The sequence below is a fragment of the Thermus igniterrae ATCC 700962 genome, assembly GCF_000376265.1.
GTDB lineage: Bacteria > Deinococcota > Deinococci > Deinococcales > Thermaceae > Thermus > Thermus igniterrae.
Genome location: NZ_AQWU01000050.1, coordinates 14,327 through 33,726 on the forward strand (window position 1 = coordinate 14,327; position 19,400 = coordinate 33,726).

The 19,400-nt window shown below is 68.0% G+C and carries 21 protein-coding genes; 14 read left to right on the top strand and 7 right to left on the bottom strand.

What is annotated here, in order from left to right; translation table 11 throughout:
- Positions 1–8: 8 nt before the first annotated feature.
- The 5 genes from B128_RS0103520 to B128_RS0103540 are packed head-to-tail and all read left to right on the top strand — an operon-like array spanning position 9 to position 4,143.
- On the top strand, positions 9–773 hold the full coding sequence (locus B128_RS0103520) for a tRNA (adenine-N1)-methyltransferase (RefSeq protein ID WP_083922071.1): 765 nt from the start codon (positions 9–11) through the stop codon (positions 771–773).
- On the top strand, positions 758–2,308 hold the full coding sequence (locus B128_RS0103525; RefSeq protein ID WP_018110895.1) for an Rqc2 family fibronectin-binding protein: 1,551 nt from the start codon (positions 758–760) through the stop codon (positions 2,306–2,308). Before B128_RS0103520 ends, B128_RS0103525 begins: the two co-directional genes overlap by 16 nt.
- A gap of 23 nt (positions 2,309–2,331) precedes the next feature.
- On the top strand, positions 2,332–2,682 hold the full coding sequence (panD, locus tag B128_RS0103530) for an aspartate 1-decarboxylase (RefSeq protein ID WP_018110896.1): 351 nt from the start codon (positions 2,332–2,334) through the stop codon (positions 2,680–2,682).
- Positions 2,679–3,527 (top strand): menaquinone biosynthesis prenyltransferase MqnP, encoded by an 849-nt coding sequence (gene mqnP / locus B128_RS0103535; protein WP_018110897.1) that lies wholly within the window; start codon positions 2,679–2,681, stop codon positions 3,525–3,527. The genes panD and mqnP overlap by 4 nt, the downstream gene beginning before the upstream one ends.
- A gap of 25 nt (positions 3,528–3,552) precedes the next feature.
- Positions 3,553–4,143, top strand: a complete 591-nt coding sequence (locus B128_RS0103540) for a TIGR01440 family protein (protein WP_026174992.1) — start codon at positions 3,553–3,555, stop codon at positions 4,141–4,143.
- Here B128_RS0103540 and B128_RS0103545 read toward each other — a convergent pair.
- Positions 4,106–5,164, bottom strand: coding sequence for a pyridoxal-phosphate-dependent aminotransferase family protein (locus B128_RS0103545; RefSeq protein WP_018110899.1), 1,059 nt, complete (start codon positions 5,162–5,164; stop codon positions 4,106–4,108). The two genes, B128_RS0103540 and B128_RS0103545, sit on opposite strands and share 38 nt — an antisense overlap.
- Before the next feature lie 23 nt (positions 5,165–5,187).
- On the opposite strand from B128_RS0103545, the gene B128_RS0103550 reads away from it, so the two are divergent.
- On the top strand, positions 5,188–6,039 hold the full coding sequence (locus B128_RS0103550; RefSeq protein WP_018110900.1) for a hypothetical protein: 852 nt from the start codon (positions 5,188–5,190) through the stop codon (positions 6,037–6,039).
- Here the strand turns inward: B128_RS0103550 and mscL are convergent.
- Positions 5,993–6,367, bottom strand: a complete 375-nt coding sequence (gene mscL, locus B128_RS0103555; protein ID WP_018110901.1) for a large conductance mechanosensitive channel protein MscL — start codon at positions 6,365–6,367, stop codon at positions 5,993–5,995. The genes B128_RS0103550 and mscL overlap by 47 nt on opposite strands.
- Before the next feature lie 138 nt (positions 6,368–6,505).
- On the opposite strand from mscL, the gene B128_RS0103560 reads away from it, so the two are divergent.
- The 4 genes from B128_RS0103560 to csaB are packed head-to-tail and all read left to right on the top strand — an operon-like array spanning position 6,506 to position 11,001.
- Positions 6,506–7,636 (top strand): ABC transporter ATP-binding protein, encoded by a 1,131-nt coding sequence (locus B128_RS0103560; protein ID WP_018110902.1) that lies wholly within the window; start codon positions 6,506–6,508, stop codon positions 7,634–7,636.
- Positions 7,637–7,688: 52 nt separating this feature from the next.
- A complete protein-coding gene (udk, locus tag B128_RS0103565; protein ID WP_018110903.1) occupies positions 7,689–8,327 on the top strand; it encodes a uridine kinase in 639 nt (212 codons plus the stop codon).
- Complete coding sequence (locus tag B128_RS0103570; RefSeq protein ID WP_018110904.1) at positions 8,324–10,024, top strand: DUF5693 family protein; 1,701 nt, start codon at positions 8,324–8,326, stop codon at positions 10,022–10,024. The genes udk and B128_RS0103570 overlap by 4 nt, the downstream gene beginning before the upstream one ends.
- Complete coding sequence (gene csaB, locus B128_RS0103575) at positions 10,009–11,001, top strand: polysaccharide pyruvyl transferase CsaB (RefSeq protein WP_018110905.1); 993 nt, start codon at positions 10,009–10,011, stop codon at positions 10,999–11,001. Before B128_RS0103570 ends, csaB begins: the two co-directional genes overlap by 16 nt.
- On the opposite strand, the gene B128_RS0103580 is transcribed toward csaB, so the two are convergent.
- From B128_RS0103580 to miaA, 4 genes are read right to left on the bottom strand one after another with little or no spacing between them, the layout of a single operon-like run.
- On the bottom strand, positions 10,976–12,049 hold the full coding sequence (locus tag B128_RS0103580; protein ID WP_026174993.1) for a hypothetical protein: 1,074 nt from the start codon (positions 12,047–12,049) through the stop codon (positions 10,976–10,978). The genes csaB and B128_RS0103580 overlap by 26 nt on opposite strands.
- Before the next feature lies 1 nt (position 12,050).
- Positions 12,051–12,794 (bottom strand): 3'-5' exonuclease, encoded by a 744-nt coding sequence (locus B128_RS0103585; RefSeq protein WP_018110907.1) that lies wholly within the window; start codon positions 12,792–12,794, stop codon positions 12,051–12,053.
- Complete coding sequence (gatA, locus tag B128_RS0103590; protein WP_018110908.1) at positions 12,795–14,210, bottom strand: Asp-tRNA(Asn)/Glu-tRNA(Gln) amidotransferase subunit GatA; 1,416 nt, start codon at positions 14,208–14,210, stop codon at positions 12,795–12,797.
- A gap of 7 nt (positions 14,211–14,217) precedes the next feature.
- Complete coding sequence (gene miaA / locus B128_RS0103595) at positions 14,218–15,126, bottom strand: tRNA (adenosine(37)-N6)-dimethylallyltransferase MiaA (protein WP_018110909.1); 909 nt, start codon at positions 15,124–15,126, stop codon at positions 14,218–14,220.
- 18 nt (positions 15,127–15,144) lie between these two features.
- On the opposite strand from miaA, the gene B128_RS0103600 reads away from it, so the two are divergent.
- Positions 15,145–15,552 (top strand): Hsp20/alpha crystallin family protein, encoded by a 408-nt coding sequence (locus tag B128_RS0103600; protein WP_018110910.1) that lies wholly within the window; start codon positions 15,145–15,147, stop codon positions 15,550–15,552.
- On the opposite strand, the gene B128_RS0103605 is transcribed toward B128_RS0103600, so the two are convergent.
- Positions 15,546–16,124 carry a thymidine kinase gene (locus tag B128_RS0103605; RefSeq protein ID WP_026174994.1) on the bottom strand — a complete coding sequence of 193 codons (579 nt, stop codon included), beginning with the start codon at positions 16,122–16,124 and terminating at the stop codon, positions 15,546–15,548. The two genes, B128_RS0103600 and B128_RS0103605, sit on opposite strands and share 7 nt — an antisense overlap.
- Positions 16,125–16,195: 71 nt before the next feature.
- On the opposite strand from B128_RS0103605, the gene B128_RS0103610 reads away from it, so the two are divergent.
- The 3 genes from B128_RS0103610 to B128_RS13115 all read left to right on the top strand — a co-directional run bounded on the left by B128_RS0103610 (position 16,196) and on the right by B128_RS13115 (position 19,308).
- Positions 16,196–17,683 (top strand): hypothetical protein, encoded by a 1,488-nt coding sequence (locus tag B128_RS0103610; protein WP_018110912.1) that lies wholly within the window; start codon positions 16,196–16,198, stop codon positions 17,681–17,683.
- 234 nt (positions 17,684–17,917) lie between these two features.
- A complete protein-coding gene (locus tag B128_RS13110; protein ID WP_245537215.1) occupies positions 17,918–18,775 on the top strand; it encodes a radical SAM protein in 858 nt (285 codons plus the stop codon).
- A gap of 86 nt (positions 18,776–18,861) precedes the next feature.
- The gene (locus B128_RS13115) at positions 18,862–19,308 is read left to right on the top strand and encodes an SPASM domain-containing protein (RefSeq protein ID WP_245537216.1); all 447 of its coding nucleotides are present in this window, start codon (positions 18,862–18,864) and stop codon (positions 19,306–19,308) included.
- Positions 19,309–19,400 lie beyond the last annotated feature (92 nt).

The window sequence follows — 19,400 nt, forward strand, 5'->3', positions numbered from 1 at the left end:
TGGGCGGGGTGGAAGGGGAACTCTTTCTCCTAAAAGACGCCAAGGGGCGCGCCTTCCTGGTGCGCCTGCGGGAGGGAGGGGTCTTCCACCACCACCGGGGCACGGTAGCCCACGAGGCCATCCTGCGGGCAGGCCCGGGGGGGAAGGTCCTGACCCACCTGGGGGAGGAGCTCTCCGTGCACCGGCCCACCCTGGAGGAGTACGTGCTCCACATGCGCCGGAGCGCCACCCCCACCTACCCCAAGGACGCCAGCGCCCTGGTGGCCCTCCTGGACCTGGCCCCGGGGATGCGGGTCCTCGAGGCCGGCACGGGCTCGGGGGGGCTCACCCTGTTCCTGGCCCGGGCGGTGGGACCCGAGGGCCGGGTGGACACCCACGAGAAGCGCCCCCACCACCTGAGGCAGGCGGTGGAGAACATCCGGGCCTTCTGGAAGGCGGACAACATCCGCTTCCACGAGGGGGGGCTGGAAGAGGCCCTCCTGGAGCCCGAGGCCTACGATGCCGTGGCCCTGGACCTTATGGAGCCCTGGAAGGTGCTGGCCAAGGCCGCAGAGGCCCTCAAGCCCGACCGCCCCCTGGCCGCCTACCTGCCCAACATCACCCAGGTGCTGGAGCTCCTCAAGGGGGCCGAAGGGCTTCCCCTGAGGCTGGAAAGGGTCTTGGAGGTATCCTGGCGGGAGTGGGAGGTGCGGCTTCCCGTGGCCCATCCCCGCTTCCAGCAGGTGGGCCACACGGCCTTCTTGGTCCTGTTTAGGAAATGGAAGGCCTCCTGATCCACGCCGTGTTGCGGGAGCTTTGGCCCGAGCTCCCCGCCACCAACCTGGGCCTGGCCTTCCCCGACGAGGGGACGGCGGCCCTGCTCCTCAAGGGGCGGTCGGGGCGGATCTTCAACCTGGTCCTCCACTACCGCCCCCCCACCCCCAGCCTGGTCCTGGAGGCGGGGACCCTGCTGGGGGAGCCCAAGACCCCCTTCCAGCGCCAGCTGGAGGCCCGGGTCAAGGGTCCCCTCCTAGAAGCGGAGCAGCACAAGCTGGACCGGGTGGTCTTCCTCCGCTTCGCCGGGGAAAAGGGCTTCGTGGACACGCCCCCGGTGCGCCTGGTCCTCGAGGCCACGGGCCGGAACGCCAACCTCCTCCTCCTGGACGAGGAGGGACGCATCCTGGGGGTGGACCGGGTCATCACCCAGGCGGTGAACCGCTACCGGGAGCTCAGGCCCGGCCTCCCCTACGTGCCCCCGCCTCCCTACGAGAAGCTGGACCCCAGGACCCTGAAGGAGCAGGACCTGGAAGTCCTCCTGGGCAAGCCTCTTAAGGAGGTGGTGCGCCACGTGGACGGGGTGGGGCTTGAGCTCATGCGGGAGCTGGCCCGCCGCACGGGCCTTACCCCGGAAACCCCCCTGGATAAGCCCGCCCTGAAACGGGTCCACCGGGCCCTGAGGGAGCTGGTGGAAGACCCCTCCTTGCGCACGGAGCTTTCCCAGGAGCTGAGGCGGCGCTGGGCCGAGGAGGAGAAGGAGGCCCTGAGAAAACCCCTCCTGGAGGCCCTGGAGCGGGAGCGGAAGACCCTCTTGGCCCGGATTGCCGACTACCAGCGGGCCCTGGAGCGCCTGGAGGAGGCGGAGGCCTTGCGGCGACAGGCCGACCTCCTCCTGGCCCGCATGCGGGAGGTGCCCAAGGGGGCAGAACGGGTAGTCCTGGAGGGCTTTGACGGCACCCCTGTGGCGGTGGCCCTGGACCCCACCCTCTCCCCGCAGGAGAATGCCAAGAAGCTCTACGAGCGGGCCCGGAGGCTGGAGGAGCTGGCGGAGCGGGCCCTGGAGCTCATCCCCAAGACGGAGGAGCGGGTGCGGGCCCTGGAGGCGGAGATGGAACGGGTACGCCAGGCGGACCTGCAGGAGCTCCTGGAGCTTTCCCGAAGGCCCCGGGAAGGCAAGGGGCCCAGGCTTGGCCTCCGCTACACCTCCCCCTCCGGTTATCCCGTCCTGGTGGGCCGGAACGCCAAGGAAAACGACCTCCTCACCCGCACCGCCCACTCGGAGGACCTCTGGTTCCACGCCCAGGGGGTGCCGGGAAGCCACGTGATCCTCAAGGCCGAGGGCAAGAACCCGCCCCTGGAGGACCTCCTCTTCGCCGCCCGGCTGGCCGCCTACCACTCCAAGGCCCGGGGAGAGGCCCAGGTGCCCGTGGACTACACCCGCAAAAAGCACGTGTGGCGCCCCAGGAAGGCCGCCTTGGGCCAGGTGCTCTACACCCATGCCAAGACCCTCTTCGTGGAGGGCGCGCTTCCCAAGGAGGCCCAGGAGGAGTAGACTTGCCGCTTGTGAGGCGCGTGATGTTCCACGCCAAGATCCACCGGGCCACCGTAACCCAGGCCGACCTCCACTACGTGGGCTCGGTGACCGTGGACCAGGACCTCCTGGACGCGGCCGGCATCCTTCCCTACGAGCAGGTGGACGTCTACGACATCACCAACGGCGCCCGGCTCACCACCTACGCCCTCCCCGGGGAGCGGGGCTCGGGGGTGGTGCAGATCAATGGGGCCGCCGCCCACCTGGTGCGCCCGGGGGACCTGGTGATCCTGGTGGCCTACGGGATCTTTGAGGAGGAGGAGGCCAGAAACCTGAAGCCCACCGTGGTCTTGGTGGACGAGAAAAACCGCATCCTGGAGGTCCGCAAGGGGTGAGCCGCCTGAAGCTCTACCTGGACCTGGTGCGCTTTGAGCACACCCTCTTCGCCCTCCCCTTTGCCTACGGGGGGATGCTCCTGGCGGCGGGGGGGTGGCCAGGCTGGCCCACCTTCCTCCTGGTCACCCTGGCCATGGTGGGAGCCAGGACCATGGCCATGGCCCTGAACCGGCTCATTGACTGGCGCATAGACGCCCTCAACCCCCGCACGCAGAACCGCCACCTCCCCCGGGGCCTGGTGAAGCCCTGGGAGACCCTGGTCCTGGCCCTTTTGGGCCTCCTCCTCCTGGCCTACGCCGGCCTCGCCCTCAACCCCCTAACGGCCAGGCTCCTGCCGGTGGCCGTCTTCTTCCTCACCTTCTACAGCTACACCAAGCGCTTCACCTGGCTTTGCCACTACTTTTTGGGCCTCACCATTGGGGCGGCGGCCGCGGGGGGCTGGATTGCCGTCACCGGGAGCTTCCACCCGGTGGCCTACTGGCTTTGGGCCGGGGTGGGGCTCTGGATCACCGGCTTTGACATCCTCTACGCCACCCAGGACTATGCCTTTGACCGGGCCCACGGGGTCCAGAGCATCCCCGCCCGCTTCGGCATCCCCCGGGCCCTGGCCATAGCCCGCCTGAGCCACCTCCTGGCCTGGGGGGCCTTCCTCCTGGCGGGCCTGGCCTATGGGGCAGGAGCCCTTTACTTCCTGGGCCTCCTCCTGGTGGGGGGGCTTCTCCTATGGGAGCACCGCCTGGTCTCCCCAGAGGACCTTTCCCGGGTGGAGGTGGCCTTCTTCCAGGCCAATGTGGGGGTGAGCCTGGGGATGTTCTTCTTCATCGTCCTGGACCTCTTTCTTTGAGGGCCTGCCGGTGTACCCTGGGGGCATGGAAGGCCTGAAACGGCAGGCGGAAGCCGCCATCTTGGAGTACCTGGAGCTCTTCCCCATGCCCCGGGGCAGCCTTTTCGTCCTGGGGGGCTCCACCAGCGAGGTCCTGGGGGAGAGGGTGGGCACCCACCCGAGCCTCGAGGCGGCCGAGGCCATCCTGGAGGGGCTCCTTCCCCCCTTGCGGGAACGGGGAATTTGGGTGGCGGTCCAGGGATGCGAGCACCTGAACCGGGCCCTGGTGGTGGAACGGGAGGTGGCCAAGGCCTACGGGCTGGAGGAGGTAACCGTCTTCCCCCACCCCAAGGCCGGGGGTAGCCTGGCCACCGCGGCCTTCCTGGGCTACGAGGACCCGGTAATGGTGGAGTCCCTGAAGGCCCAGGCCCTAGGGGGCATGGACATCGGAGGGGTGCTCATCGGCATGCACCTCAGGCCCGTGGCCGTGCCCCTGCGGCTCTCCGTGCGGCGCATCGGCGAGGCGGTGCTCATCGCCGCCAAGACCCGGCCCAAGCTGGTGGGCGGGGCCCGGGCCGTCTACACCCGGGAGGAGATGCTCAAGAAGCTGGAAGAATATCGGCAAAGGCCTCTTTGAAGAGGGCCGCTACCCCCAAGGCCTCGTAGCGGTCGTAATGGCCCATGAGGGAAAGGCGGAAGATGCGCCCCTTTAGGGGCCCCTGCCCCCCGGCGATCACCGCTCCCCTTTGGGCAAAGGCCTCCTTCACCGCCCGGTAGGGCACCCCCTCGGGCAGGTAAAAGGCGGCCACCGCTGGGCTTCGCACCGCGGGCACGGCCTTAAGGCCCAGCTCCTCCCCCACCCCGTAGAGGAGGTCGTTCTGCCAGGCCTTGAGGGCCAGATGGGCCTCCAGGTGGGGCATCACCTCCTCCAGCACCGCGGCCACCGCCCCCACCAGGCCGATGGCCGGGGTCCAGGCGCTCTCCCCCTCCCCCTGGGCCTTCCGCTCCCGGGAGAGGTCCAGGTAGTAGCCCCGGGGACGGAGGGCCTCCAGGGCCCGGGGGGAAAGGGCCACGAACCCCAGGCCGGGAGGGCACATGAGGCCCTTCTGGCTTCCCGAAACCGCGGCGTCCACCCCGAAGGCCTCGAGGGCCACGGGACGCACCAGGAGGCTCGTGACCATGTCCGCCCCCACCAGGCCCTCGGGGTTGGCCGCCTTGAAGGCCCGGGCCAGGGCGGGCAGGTCCACCAGGGCCCCCGTGGAGGTCTCGGAGTGCACCAGGAGGAGGCCCCTGAACCCTTCCCGGGCCACATCCTCGGGCCTGGGCACCGCCCCGTAGGGGTAGTCCAGCCGCTCCACCGCCAGCCCGTGGGCCTGGGCGATCTCGGCGAAGCGCTCGGAGAACTTGCCGTAGACCGGCACCAGGACCCGCTCCCCGGGGGCGAAGAGGTTGAGGACCAGGGCCTCCATGGCCAAGGTGCCGCTTCCCGTGAGGATCAGGACCTCGCCCTCCGTGCCGAAGGCCTCCCGCAAGAGGGCCCGCGCCTTCAGGAAAAGGGCCCGGGCGGGCTCGGTGCGGTGGTGAAGCTGGGGCCTAGCCAGGGCCTCCTGGGCCTTGGGGTGCAGGCGCACGGGACCAGGGGTGAGGAGCCACTCCATGGGAAAAGTGTATCGTATACCCCGTGCGGCTTCGCCTCCGCTACCAGGCCCCCTTTTCCGGGGAGCACCTCCTGCCCCTGCCCCAGAGCCTCCCCGGCCAGGAGGTGGGGGAGCTGGCCCTTTCCCAGAGGGCCCTCGAGGTCTACGAGGCCCGGGGGAACCTCCTGGCCCGCTTCCACCTGGAGGAAGGGGACAGCCTGGAGGTGCGCTTCGCCCTCAAGCCCAGCCCCGTGGGCCACACCCCTCCCTGGAAGACCGCCCTCCTCAAAGAGCCCCCCGAGGCCTGGCCCGGCATCCTGGCCCACCGGGGGCACAAGGTGGAGCGCGCCCTGGGGTTTTTGCTCTCGGGCAGGCCCCACGTCTGGTACCTGGTGGACGGCCTGCCCCTGGACCCCCTCCTCTACCAGGGCCTGCGGGAAAACCCCGCCCTGCTCCTCCCCTTAGGGGTAGCCCCGGACCCCTCCCTCTACCTGGGGGGGCATGAGGGGAAGAGGCTTTTTCTCCTCAAGGCCCCCTGGCCCGGGGAGGAAGAACCCCACTGGGACGAGCTGAACCCCCTAGGCCTTGACCCCCTGCCCCCCTTGAGGGGCCTGGCCTTCGCCAGCCTCCTGGCCTCCGCCCTGGGGCTTCCTACCGGCCCCCTGCCCTACCTTCCCTACCTGGGGCTTCTGGCCCTGCGCCAGGGACCAGCCCTCAAGGCCCTCTTCTGGCGAAGCCCGCGCCACGCCTTAGAAAGCCTCCTCTTCCACGCCTTCGCCCTTTCCGTGACCATGGGCCCCCGGCCGGAACTGGGCCTTGGGTACCTGGCCCTTTTCCTGTGGAACCGGATCAGGCCTTCTTCCGCAACTCCGCCAGGATCTCCCGAAGAAGCCTGACCTCCTCGGGGGGTTCAGGAGAAGGAGCGGTTTCCGCCCCCTTCTTCAAGCGCTTTTCCGCCTCCCGCATGGGCACCACCACCAGAAAGTAGATGGCCGCCCCCACCACCAGGAAGTTCACCACCGCGTTGATGAACTTCCCCAGGGCCACGGGGCCCAGCCTGAGGGCGGAGAAGTCTGGCGCGCCCCCCAGGGCCCCGATCAGGGGGGTGAGTACATCGGCCACCAGGGAGTTCACCACCTGTCCGAAGGCCCCGCCGATGACCACCGCCACCGCCAGGTCCACCACGTTGCCCCGCAGGATAAAATCCCTAAACCCCTTGAGCATGAACCACCTCCTGGAATACCGGTCCGTTTTCCCGGACCCCTCCATTATATGAAGCACCACCAGTGAAAGCCCTGTTAAAATGGGCCTGAACCCCCGATGGGCCAAGCGGGCTCAAAGCGTGGGGACGAGGAGGTAAGGATGGCCAAGGTACGGCTGGAGCACGTTTGGAAGCGCTTCGGCAAGGTGGTGGCGGTCAAGGACTTCAACCTGGAGACCGAGGACGGGGAGTTCGTGGTCTTCGTGGGCCCCTCGGGCTGCGGCAAGACCACCACCCTGCGCATGATCGCCGGGCTGGAGGAGATCTCCGAGGGCCGGATCTACATCGGCGACCGCCTGGTGAACGATGTCCCCCCCAAGGACCGGGACATCGCCATGGTCTTCCAGAACTACGCCCTCTACCCCCACATGAACGTCTACGAGAACATGGCCTTTGGGCTCCGCCTCAGGCGCTACCCCAAGGACGAGATTGACCGCCGGGTAAAGGAGGCGGCCCGCATCTTGAAGATTGAGCACCTCTTAAACCGCAAGCCCCGGGAGCTTTCCGGCGGCCAGCGCCAGCGGGTGGCCATGGGCCGGGCCATCGTGCGCGAACCCAAGGTCTTCCTCATGGACGAGCCCCTCTCCAACCTGGACGCCAAGCTCCGGGTGGAGATGCGGGCGGAAATCGCCAAGCTCCAGCGGCGGCTTGGGGTGACCACCATCTACGTCACCCACGACCAGGTGGAGGCCATGACCCTGGGGCACCGCATCGTGGTGATGAAGGACGGGGAGATCCAGCAGGTGGACACCCCCCTCAACCTCTACGACTTCCCCGCCAACCGCTTCGTGGCCGGGTTCATCGGCAGCCCCTCCATGAACTTCATCCGCGCCCACGTGGAGGCCCAGGGGGACCGGGTCTACCTGACCGCCCCCGGCTTCAGGGTGCGGGCCAACCCCGTGCTGGCCCAGGCGGTGCGGCCCTATGCGGGCAAGGAGGTCTGGATGGGCATCCGCCCCGAGCACCTGGGCCTCAAGGGGTACACGGTGATCCCCGAGGAGGAAAACGTCATCCGGGGGGAGGTGGAGGTGGCCGAACCCCTGGGGGCGGAGACCGAAATCCACGTGAGCGTGGACGGCACGGTGCTGGTGGCCAAGGTGGACGGGCACGCCCCCGTGAAGCCCGGGGACCGGGTGGAGCTTCTGGCGGATACCTCGCGCCTGCACGCCTTTGATGTGGAGACGGAAGCCACCATCGGCCACGCCCAGGAGAAGGCGGCCGTAGCCCGCTAGGCTGGATGGCCCTAGGGCGGGGAGAGGCCTCCCCGCCCCTTATCATGGAGGGGTGAACGGGTTTGCCAAGCCCTTCGTAATCGGCATCGCCGGCGGTTCAGCCAGCGGCAAGACCACCCTGGCCCGGGCCCTGGCCGAGGCCCTGGGGAAACGGGTGGCCCTTCTGCCCATGGACCACTACTACCGGGACCTCTCCCACCTGCCCTTTCCCGAACGCCTGCGGATGAACTACGACCACCCCGAGGCCTTTGACCTGGCCCTCTACCTGGCCCACGCCCGGGCCCTCCTGGCCGGGGAGGCGGTGGACATGCCCCTCTACGACTTCAAGGCCTACACGCGTAGCCCTGCCACCCAGCGGGTCCTCCCTGCCCCGGTGGTGGTCCTCGAGGGCATCCTCGCCCTCTACCCCGAGGAGCTCCGCGCCCTCATGGACCTCAAGGTCTTCGTGGACGCCGATGCCGACGAGCGCTTCATCCGGCGCCTGGAGCGGGACGTGCGCGAGCGGGGGCGGAGCCTGGAGAGCGTGGTGGCCCAGTACCTGGAGAAGGTCAAGCCCATGCACCTGGCCTTCGTGGAACCCAGCAAGCGGCACGCGGACGTGATCCTCCCCGGGGGAGGGCAGAACCCCGTGGCCCTGGAGATGCTGAAGGCCAAGGCCCTGGCCCGCCTGGCCCAGATGGGGGTGGCATGAAGCGCCTCCTCCAGGCCCTCGTCCTCCTGGCCCTCCTGCCCTCCCTGCTCTCCCTGGCCCCTAGGCTCAAGGCGGAGCACCCCGGCCCGGTGGTGCTCCTGCTAGATGCGGAAGCGGTGCGGGAGGAGGCCAGAGCCCAGGACCAAGGCCTCCTGGAGGCCCTGGCCCGGTACCGGACCCTGGGGGTGGAAGGGGTGGCCTTCCCCGAGCGCTTCGTGAAGGACTGGGTGGCCCAGGGCACCCTCCTCTACCGCACGGGGCGGGAACTGGCCGAAGCCGGCCTTCCCGCCCGGCCGGACTGGTACTACCTCAAGGGGGAGGCCTGGCTCCTGGACCTCCTGGCCCGGGCCTACACCCTTCCTACGGAACGGCTCGGCCCCTGGCTGGGCTTCCCCGTGGACGTGCAGGCCTTCCCCGCCTTCTACCCCCTGGAGGAGGTGCGCCGGGCCAAGGAGGCGGGGTTTTACGTGGCCGTGCGCCCCATCAACCACCGCCTGCGCCGGTTGGACCCCAGCCTGCCCCTGGTGCCCGAGGGCGCCGACGCCGTGGTTTTCGCCGGCCTCGAGGCCCTGGGCCACCCCTACCGCCTGGCGGAGGCCAAGGCCCTGGTGGGGAAGCCCGTGGGCCTCATTGAGGGAACCCCCCAGCCCGGCCTGCAGGCCTTCCGGGAGGCAGGCATCCTGCGGCTTTTCAGCCTGCGCTACGAGTGGCAGCTCACCCTGCCTCCCAAGGAGGCCGCGGACAAGTACGTGCTGGCCGCCCGGGAGCGGGGGCACCAGCTCCTCTACCTGCGGCCCTACCCCTACCCCGAGGACACCGGAGTCTTCCTGGAGCGTATACAAGAGGGTCTGAAGGCCAGCGGCATCCCCCTGGGCAAGCCCGCCCCCCGGGACTTCGCCCCAAGCCCCCTGAGGTACGCGGCCTGGGCAGGAGTGGCGGCGGGCCTGGGGCTTCTGGCCCTGGGGCTTCCGGTGTACGGGCCCTATGTGACCCTTCTCCTCCTCCTCCTGGCCCTGGGCTATGCCGGCAGCCAGGCCGGGGCCCTCCTCGCCGCCTTGGTCTTTCCCGTCCTGGGGTTCCTCGGGCCCCGGAACGGGCTTTGGATGTGGTTGCGCACCCTGGGCTACGCCCTGGCCGGAGCGGTCTTCCTCTCCGCCCTGGGCTCCAGCCCGGCCACGGTGCTGGGCCTCCAGGCCTTCAAAGGGGTCTCCCTCACCCTCCTGGTGCCTCCCCTGCTGGTGGCCTATAGCTTCCTGGAAAAGGACTTCCGGGCCGCCCTCACCCGGCTCTTCCTCCACCCCGTGCGCCTGGGGGAGGTGGCCCTGGCGGGCCTGGCCCTCCTCCTCCTGGCCCTGGCCCTCCTGCGCCGGGGCAACGAGGCTCCCCTGGTGCCGGAGCTGGAGCTGAGGCTGCGGAGCCTCCTCCAGGACCTCATGGTCCGGCCCCGGTTCAAGGAGGTCTTCGGCCACGCCCTCTTCCCCCTGGCCCTCTTCCTCCCCTGGCCCCGCTGGGTGCAAAACGGCCTCCTCTTCCTGGCCGCCTTGGGGGTGGCCTCCATCCTCAACACCTTCAGCCACTTCCACACCCCCCTGCCCATCTCCTTCTTCCGGGTGGTGAATGGGGCCTTGGCCGGTCTTCTCTTGGGGCTCCTCGGGGTTATCCTGGTAAGGAGGCTTCGGGCATGGTGGTTGGGGTAGCGGGGTACTACGGGTTCAAGAACGCGGGGGATGAGGCCATCCTCGAGGCCATCGCCCGAGAACTCAAGGCCCGGGGCCACCAGGTGGTGGCCCTCTCCGGGGACCCTCGGCGCACCCAGGAGGAGCACGGCATCCGCGCCCTGCACCGGCTGAACCCCCTGGCCCTCCTCCAGGCCGACCTCTGGCTCCTGGGGGGCGGAGGGCTTTTGCAGGACGCCACCAGCTCCTTGAGCCTCCTCTACTACCTCTCCGTCCTGCGGGCGGCCCGGTTCTTCCGCAAGAAGGTGGTGGTCTTCAACCAGTCCCTGGGCCCGCTTTCCCCCTGGGGGGAGCGGCAGGTACAGCGGGCCCTCAAGGGGGTGCCCCTCATCCTCCGCGACCAGGACTCCTTGGCCTACGCCCAGAGGCTGGGCCTGCCGGCCAGCCTGGGGGCCGACCCCGCCCTCCTCCTCACCCCACCCCCGGTGAAGCGGGAGGAGGACCTGGTCCTAGTCATCCCCCGGGCGGGGGTGGGAGAGGAGGCCCTGAAGAGCCTCTACGTCACCGCCAACCACCTGGTGCACGAGGGGAAGCAGGTCCTGGTCCTCCTCCTCCAGCCCGGCTACGACGACGAGGTGGTGGAGCACTTCCGCCTCCACCGCATAGAGAAGACCTCAGACCCCAGGCGGGTCCTGTACCTGGCGGCCCAGGCGGGATACGTGATCTCCATGCGCCTCCACGGCCTCATCCTGGCCGCCGCCGCCGGCACGCCCTTCGCCGCCCTCTCCTACGACCCCAAGGTCATGGCCTTCGCCAAGGAGACCGGGGCCTACGCCCAGGAGCTCCCCGGCGACCCCATCAAGCTCAGCAAGGCGGCCATGTACGGCCGCTTCCCCGACTGGGAGAAGGTGGCCGCCCTCAAGGAGCGGGCCCGGCAGAGCTTTGACCTGGCCTTGGGGGAGGCCGTCCCCGTCAGGCGCCTCCACGGACGCGGCTGAGGCGTCCCTTAAGCCCCTCGGCAAAGGCCTGCAGGTCAGCTAAGGCCTCCTCCACCTCCTGCCGGAGGAGGAACTCCCCGGGGGAGAGGCGCTTCAGGACCAGGAAGGGGGGCTGGCAGAGGAGCTCCACCCCCTGGCGCACCACCTCGGGGATCAGGCCCTCCTCCAGGGCCTCGGCCTCGAGGTCGGCCAGCAGGAAAACCTCCCCCAAGGGCTTCTTGGCCAGGAGGAAGAGGAGGGCGGCAAAGGCCCCCCGTTCGGAAAGCTCGGCCACCAGCCGGTCCTCCAGGGCCTCCACGGCCTCGAGGTCCACCCTGCCCTGGCGCAGGAGGTCCTCCACGTCCACCGGGGAGACGGGAAAACGGGCCTTGAGGCGCACCAGGCGGTTCACCGCCTCCGGGGAGAGGAAGCCCACCCCCTCGGGCACGGCCCCCTTTTGGGACTCCGGGGCCAGGAAGGCGGTGTAGGCCCCCTGCTGGCGGAAGGCCTTAAGCTGGGAAGGCTCCCCCTCCCCCAGGCGCAGGAGGGCCAGCACCACCTGCCGCCTGCCCAGGGGGGCACGGTACACCCACGGGGGCCCCCCCTCCAGCAGGAAGCCAAGCCGCCTTAAGTCCTCCGTGACCCCCGGGGGTTCCAAGGCCCTTTGCGGCTCGTGGGGGAAGAGCACCTCCTTGGGGTAGGGGGTGACCCGCACCCGACGCTTCTCGGGCCGGGCCTCCGGGGCCTCCGGGGGGGCCTCGCGGCGCTCGGGCCTGGGCTCCCGCCCCTCGGTGCGGGGCAGGGCCCTGGGGGTGGCCCTGAGCTCCACCTCCTCCCCCCGGAAGTGGAGCCAAACGGTCTCGTTCACGCTCAGGCGGCGCTTCTGGTAGTAGGGCAGAAGCCCCCGCACCACCCCGCCCTTCCAGTCCACCTCCACCTCGTAGGCCTCCCCATCCTCGTCCACGAAGCGCACCCGCTCCCTGCCCAAGAGGTGCTGGCGGAGGGAGACCGTGAGGGCCATGGTGCCGGACTGAATACAGGCGCTGGTCAATACGTAGCGTGCGGTCATATCACCTCCCAAGGTCCCGAAGGGGGCGGGGACTCCCTGAAGTGAGCATATAATACACCTCGTAGACCACGGAAAGGGTGCGCTCCACATCGCCCAAGGCCCGGTGCTCTGCCCGGGGGGGCAGTCCGAAGAGGGCGGAAAGGGCATCCAGGCCATAGCGCCCCAGGCCCGGCATGGCCCTCCGGGCCAGGCGGATGGAGTCCACCACCGGGCTTTCCAAGGGGTAGCCCATCCCCTCCAGGGCCGGCCGCAGGAAGGCAAGGTCAAAAGAGGCGTTGTGGATGACCCAGGTGGCCCCCTCCAAAAGGGGATAGGCTTCTTCCAGAACCTCCTCCAAGGAAGGAGCCCCCTCCAGCTCCCAGGCCTGGATGCCCGTGAGGCGCTCAATGAAGGGGCTTGGGGGGTGGTTGGGGCGCACCAGGCTCTGGAAGGCCTGGCGCCTACCCCCTTCAAGCCGCACCAGGGCCAGCTCGATGACCTCGTTCATCCCCGGGGCCAAGCCGGTGGTCTCCAGGTCCAGGACCACCACCGCCTCCTGGGGGTGGGGGAAGGGGTAGCGCCACTCCCAAAGCCCCACCGCTTCCTCCAGGACGAAGCGCCCGTCCAAGAGAGGGCGCAACAGCGGGGCTACCGGCCCCCTTAGGCTCAGGGCTTCCCCCAAAGCCTCCAGGGGCAGGGGCCGCCCCTCGGCCCGTAGCCTCTGGGCCAGCCGGGTGGCCAGGCGGTAGCGGAAGGCCGGCTCCACCTAAAAGGCCTCCCCTAGGGGCGTGCGCACAAACCCCCGGTCCGTGGCCTCCTCAAAGGCCAAGGCCGCCCGCAACAGGAGCTCGTCCTGGCCCCAGGGAGCAAGGAGCTGGAGCCCCACGGGTAGCCCCTCCTCAAAGCCCGCGGGGAAGGAGAGGGCGGGTAGCCCCGCCAGGTTGGCCCCCACGGTGTAGAGGTCCTCCCGGTACATGGCCAGGGGGTCGGGGCGGGCCCCCAGGGGGAAGGCGGGATGGGGGGCGGTGGGCAGGAGGAGAAGGTCCACCTCCTGGAAAAGGGCCCGGGCCTCGGCCCTGAGGCGCCGGCGGAAGGCCTGGGCCCGGCCGTAGTAGGCCTCGTAGTAGCCGCTGGAGAGGACGAAGGTGCCCACCAGGATGCGCCGCTTCACCTCGAGGCCAAACCGGGCCCGGGTGGCCTCCACCACGGCCCAAAGCTCCTCCCCCGGGGCGCGGTACCCGTAGAGGGTGCCATCGTAGCGGGCCAGGTTAGAGCTGGCCTCCGCGGGGGCCAGGATGTAGTAGGCATTGAGGGCCAGGGGCAGGGAGGGCCAGGACACCTCCTTCACGGAAAAGCCCAGACCCTGGAAGACACCCAAGGCCGCCTCCAGGGCCGCCTCCACCCCGGGGCTGTTCCCGGAAAGCCCCTGGCGCACCAGGCCCAGGCGCAGGGAGGGAAGGGGCTCCTCCAGGGCTTCCTGGAACCGTGGGGGAAGGTCCAGGCTGGTAGCGTCCTGGGGGTCGGGGCCGGCCATGGCGTCCATGAGGAGGGCCAGGTCCCGCACCGAGCGGGCCATGGGCCCGATCTGGTCCAGGCTGGAAGCATAGGCGATGAGGCCAAAGCGGCTCACCCGGCCGTAGGTGGGCTTGAGGCCGTAGACCCCGCAGAAGCTGGCGGGCTGGCGCACGCTACCCCCGGTGTCTGACCCCAGGGCCATAGGAGCCAGGTCCGCGGCCACCGCCGCGGCGCTCCCCCCGCTACTGCCCCCGGGAACCCGGGAGGGGTCAAAGGGGTTTTTGGTGGGGAAAAAGGCGGAGTGTTCGGTGGAAGAGCCCATGCCAAACTCGTCCAGGTTGGTCTTCCCTAAGACCAAGGCCCCCAGGCGCCTAAGCCTTTCCACCGCCGTGGCCTCGTAAGGGGGGACAAAAGCCTCCAGGAGCCGGCTTCCCGCGGTGGTCCTGAGCCCCTTGGTCACGATGTTGTCCTTCACGGCCACGGGAAGGCCCGCCAGGGGAAGGGTGGGGTCCAGGGCGCGGGCCTCCTCCAGGAGGCGCTCGTTTAGGGTGAGGAAAGCTCCCAGACTGGGGTCCAGGGCCCGGACCCGCTCCAGGTAAACCTGGGCCACCTCCAGGGGGGAAAGCTCCCCGCGCGCCACCTTGGCGCGGAGCTCGTGGGCCAACATGCCCCCACTATAGCCCGAAGTGCAGGTTGAGCCAGTCCCGGAAGCCCGGGTAGGCCTCGGCTCCACCCCGGGGCAGGTAGGTGACGTCCCCCGGCTCGCGGCGGAACCAGGTGTACTGGCGCTTGGCGTAGGCCTTCACCGCCTGGATATCCCGCTTCAGGGCCTCTTCCAGGCCGTACTCTCCCCGCAGGTACCCCACCACCTCCTTGTACCCGATGGCCTGGAGGGCCGTGGGCATCTCGGGGTGGCGGGCGAGGAGGGCCCGCACCTCCGCCACCAGCCCCCGGGCAAACTGGCGGCGGGCCCTCTCCTCCAGCTTGGGGAAAAGCCAGGCCCGCTCCGGCCAGAGCACCAGCTTCTTGTAGCGGAAGCGGGGCGGGCGCTTGGGAAAGCGGGCCGGAGGCACCCCGGTGCGGCGCAGAACCTCCAGAGCCCGCACCAGCCGCCTGGGGTTTCTCCCCACCCGGAAGGCATCCTCGGGGCTGGCCTGGGAAAGCTCATGGAGGAGGGCCTCGAGGCCCCGCTCCGCAAGCTCCTGCCAGAGGGCCGCCTGCACCCCAGGGTCTGGGGGGGGAAGCTGATGAAGCCCCTCGGAGAGGGCGCGGATGTAGTACCCCGTCCCCCCCACCACCAGGGGCAGGCGCCCCCGGGCCAGGACCTCAGCGATGGCCTCCTCGGCCATCTCCAGGTAGCGGGCCACGCTCATGGCCTCCCAGGGCTCCAGGACGTCCACCAGGTGGTGGGGCACGCGGGCCCGTTCCTCCGGGGTGGGCTTGTCCGTGCCGATGTCCAGGCCCCGGTAGACCATGGTGGCGTCGGCGGAGACCACCTCCACCGGGACCTCCTCCCCCAAGGAAAGGGCCAGGAGGGTCTTCCCGCTCCCCGTGGGCCCCGCCAGGACAGGTATCGCCTCCACATCCCTTATGCTAAGGGCATGCTGGAGCGCCTAGACCGCCTGGAAACCCTGCGCAAGCTGAAAGAACTTCAAGAGCGCATCGCCGAGCTGGCCTACCAGCTCACCGGCGAGGAGCCCGCCGCCTGGAGCCCCCGGGTGGACCTCCTGGAGGACGAGGAGCACTACGTGCTCCTGGTGGACCTTCCTGGGGTGCGCCCCGAGGACCTGGAGCTTCTGGAGGAAGGTAGCCGCATCACCCTGGCGGGGGTGCGCCACCCCCTGCCCGGCACCTACCTGCTGGAGGAGCGGCCCATGGGTACCTTCCGCCGCACCCTGGACCTGCCCGGGCCCATTGAGGAGGGCACGGCCCAGGCCAGCCTGCGCCAGGGGGTGCTGGAGGTGCGCTTCAAGAAGCGCAAAGGAGCGGCCCTACCCCTCGGTCAGTAGGCCACCTGGTGGCAGGCCCGGCACCGGGGCTCGTAGTGTTCCTGGGCCCCCACCAGGATCACCGGGTCGGAGTAGCGGGCGGGCCGGCCATTTACCAGGCGCTGGGTGCGGGTGGCGGGGGCCCCGCACCGGGGGCAGATGGCGGTGAGCTTCTCCACGAACTCGGCCCGGGCCAGAAGCTCGGGCATCAGCCCAAAAGGCTCCCCCCGGAAGTCTAAGTCCAGCCCGGCCAGGATCACCCGCACCCCTTCCTGGGCCAGCCGCTCCACCAGGGGCAGAAGCCCCCGGTCCAGGAACTGGACCTCGTCCACCGCCACCACCTCGGGCCTGGGGGAAAGGTAGGCCTCCATTTCCTGGGCGCTGGCCACGGGGATGGCCTCCACTCGCTCCCCGTCGTGGCTCACCACCTGGCTTTCGTGGTAGCGGGTGTCCAGCCGGGGCTTGAAGACCCGCACCCGCTGCCGGGCGATTAGGGCCCGCTTTACCCGGCGGATGAGTTCCTCGCTCTTGCCCGAGAACATGGGCCCGGCTATAACCTCAATCCAACCCTGGCGGTGCAGTACCGGAGGCATCCTGGCCCAGATTCTACCTGGGCATACGGTATACTTTCTCCAAAATGGGGGCCTTGGACCGGGTTCGGAGGATGTTGGAGGAAGGTGCGGATGGGGAGGCCTTGGCCTTTCTTCACCACCTCTCCCCCGCCACGCCCCAAGAGGAGGCGGAGGCCTTGGCCCTGAAGGGCTTCCTCCTGGCCCGCCAGGGGGACCTGGAGGGCTACCGCACCCTGGCCCTGGAGGCCGCCCAAAGGGCGCAAACCCCCCTCACCCTCTATCACCTGGGCTTGGCCCTGCCCCCGGGAGAAGGGGTTGTGATTCTGCAGGAGGCCCTCCGTCGTTTCCGGGGGAACCCGGAAGAGGAGGCCCGGCTCCATCTGGCCTTGATGGTGGCCTTTGAGAGGCTGGGCCGAGAAGGGGCCCTGGCCCATGCCGCTCTGGCTCATGCCCGCTGGTCCACCCCCTGGACCCATCTGCACCACCTCCGCCTGGAGCTTCTCTTCGGCGACATGCCCTTGGAAGAGATCCTGGCAGGGGCGGAAGGCTACAGCCTGCACCCCTGGCGCGGGGTGCGCCTGGTGGCTGGCTGGACGCTCCTGGTGGCCCACCTGATGAGGGGGAGGAAGGAGCAGGCCGCTAGCATCATGAAAGGCCTTCTCCCCAGCCTAGGTGGCGGCGCATACGGCAGCTTCCTTGCCGAAGGCACCCTGGCCCTTTTGGGTGAGCCCGAACTTCGCCTCCTCCAGGAGGGGGCCAGGCTCTACACCTCGGAGGCAGACCGGGGGTATCTGGCCCTAAGCCGGGGTCTTGCCCAGTGGGAGGGTGCCCCGGAAGAGGCGGTTTCCCACCTCCAGGAGGCCTACCTGCTCTTGGGCGACGGCCCTGAGGTGGACCGCATCCGAGCCCTATTGGCAGCAAGTTACCTGGCTTGGCTCCGGGGTATACCCCTTCCCGAAGAACTTCAGGCCCTAGCCTGGGCCCTGCGTCCAGAAGCCCGGGCCCTCTACTTGGGTCCCCTAACTCTGGAAAGGGGCGAGTTCAGGGCCCTGGGGAAGCCCCAGCTTGGGGGAGTGCCCCTACCCCTCAGGCAGGCGGAGCTTTTGACCCTGCTCCTCCTGCGCCCGAAGGGTTGGCCAGGGGAGGCGCTAGCCCGGGCCCTTTACGGGGAGGAAAACGCCGCGGCCTTGCGCATGGAGGTCCACCGTCTCCGGGAGCGGGGCCTTGCCATCGCCAGCAAGCCCTACCGCCTTCTCACCCCGCTAAGGGCTGATTTTCTGGAAATGCGTCAGAGCTTGAAGCAAGGGAACCTAGCCAAGGCCCTTCTCCTGTATCGGGGCCCCCTTCTGCCCCAAAGCCAGGTTCCGATCATCGAAGAGCTTCGGTGGAAGCTAGAGGAAGGCCTCAGAAGGCAAGTACTGGCCTCGAGGAACCCCCTCCTTTTGAGCCGGCTGACCGAATCCTTAGCGGATGACCTCGAGGTCTGGGAGGCCTACCTGGCCCACCTTTCCACCGATGACCCCAGGCACCCAGGAGTCCTGGCGCGGGTGGAACGGCTGAAGCGGGAGTTCGGGGTCTAGTGGCCTGGAGGCATGCATTCGGAACGAAAACACCCAGGGACCCAGGGCACATTACCTGAAAGCACGAGCAGGCTCAACTGCACTGCAATCAGAAACAACCAAGCCTTTCCACCCATATGGGAGCACCTCTCCCTTGACCTCGAGGCTAACCAACCGAACGTAACTGAAAAAGCCAATACATAACCGGCAAGCCTAGCAGCTTCGTTACCCTTTTTCGTTAAACTCAAGGCAGCCATGCTAGAGCTAAGGGTTGTATCACCAGATCCAGCTCCCCAAAGATACAAACCCAGCCGCTTCAACCACTTTCACACCCTCCCTTCGGGTGAGAGGCTAGCCTACAACTCGCTGTCCAACGCCCTCGCTGTGCTGGACCAGGGAGGAATCGCCCGCTACCAGTACCTGGCTGGAGGGAACCCACCCGACGAAAACAACCCTATTGATCAGGGGCTCATAGAAGGCTTCTTTGTTGTGCCAGAGAGCTTTGACGAGATAAGCTATCTAAAGGTGCTCCACCTTAAGAGGCGCTTTGACAACACCGAGTGGAGCCTGACCATTGCTCCCACCATTGCTTGTAACTTTGCCTGCGACTACTGCTTTCAAAGACACCACCATGGAAAGATGGCGCCTGCCGTCCAACAGAAGCTCGTAGACCTTTTCAATGCAAAGGCATCCGCAGGGTTAAAGCGCTTCAGCGTCACCTGGTATGGAGGCGAACCCACCTTGGCGTGGGACGTGATCCAGAACCTATCGGAAGCTTTCCTAAAAATCTCAGATGAAAAGGGTGTGGACTACCAGGCCACCATCGTCACAAATGGGTACCTGATAGACGAGAAAAAGGTGGCCGACATGGTGCGGTGGCGTATCCGCTTGGCACAGATCACCCTAGACGGCGATGAGGCCAGCCATGACCAGCGTAGAATCCTCCATTCCGGAAAGGGCACCTTTTCGCAGATCCTGCATAATCTTCAACTTTTCAGGGATACGCCCATCTTTGTCCATATCCGGGTTAACGTAGACAACCGGAACAAGGAAGAAGTCTATGCTCTTCTGGACAGAATGACCCAGGAGGGCCTAGCTAAGGTGGAAAACTAAAGGTTTATTTCGCTCCCGTCACAGCCACCACCGAACCCAGCCACGGTGTGAAGAACTTTTGCTTCAGTCGTCAAGACTTTGCCCGCATGGAAACGGAGTTCTACCAGTATGCAGAGAAGCTTGGGCTTGCTACAGTACCCTATCCAGCACCTAACTTAAGCGGTTGTGTGGCTACTTTACCTGAAGGTTTCGTGGTAGAACCCGACGGCACCTTGCAAAAGTGCTGGAATACCGTGGGACAACCGGAGTTTGCCGTAGGCAACATCCTAGAATACGAAGCAGAAAGGTGGCTCCAAAACCCTGGTTATCAACGGTGGATGGACTGGTCCCCTTTCTCTAGGGAGCTTGCTTGTTCTAAGTGCACATGGTTACCCGTATGCATGGGAGGCTGTCCTCTCAAAGTGGTCTATCCTGAAGTTATGCCTGACGGCAAGCTGGAACTTGAGTGCACTACGTTTAAGTGGAACTGGACCCCCTTTTCGGATATTCACCTGCGTACTCACCTCACGCCACCGCCCGCAACACCCGGGTGATGGGCAGACCCGCCTGCCCAAGAAGCTGGGCCACCACGCTCCAGGCCATCACCCAAGCTTCCACTTGCAGGGCCACCGCCTTCAGCCCCCGT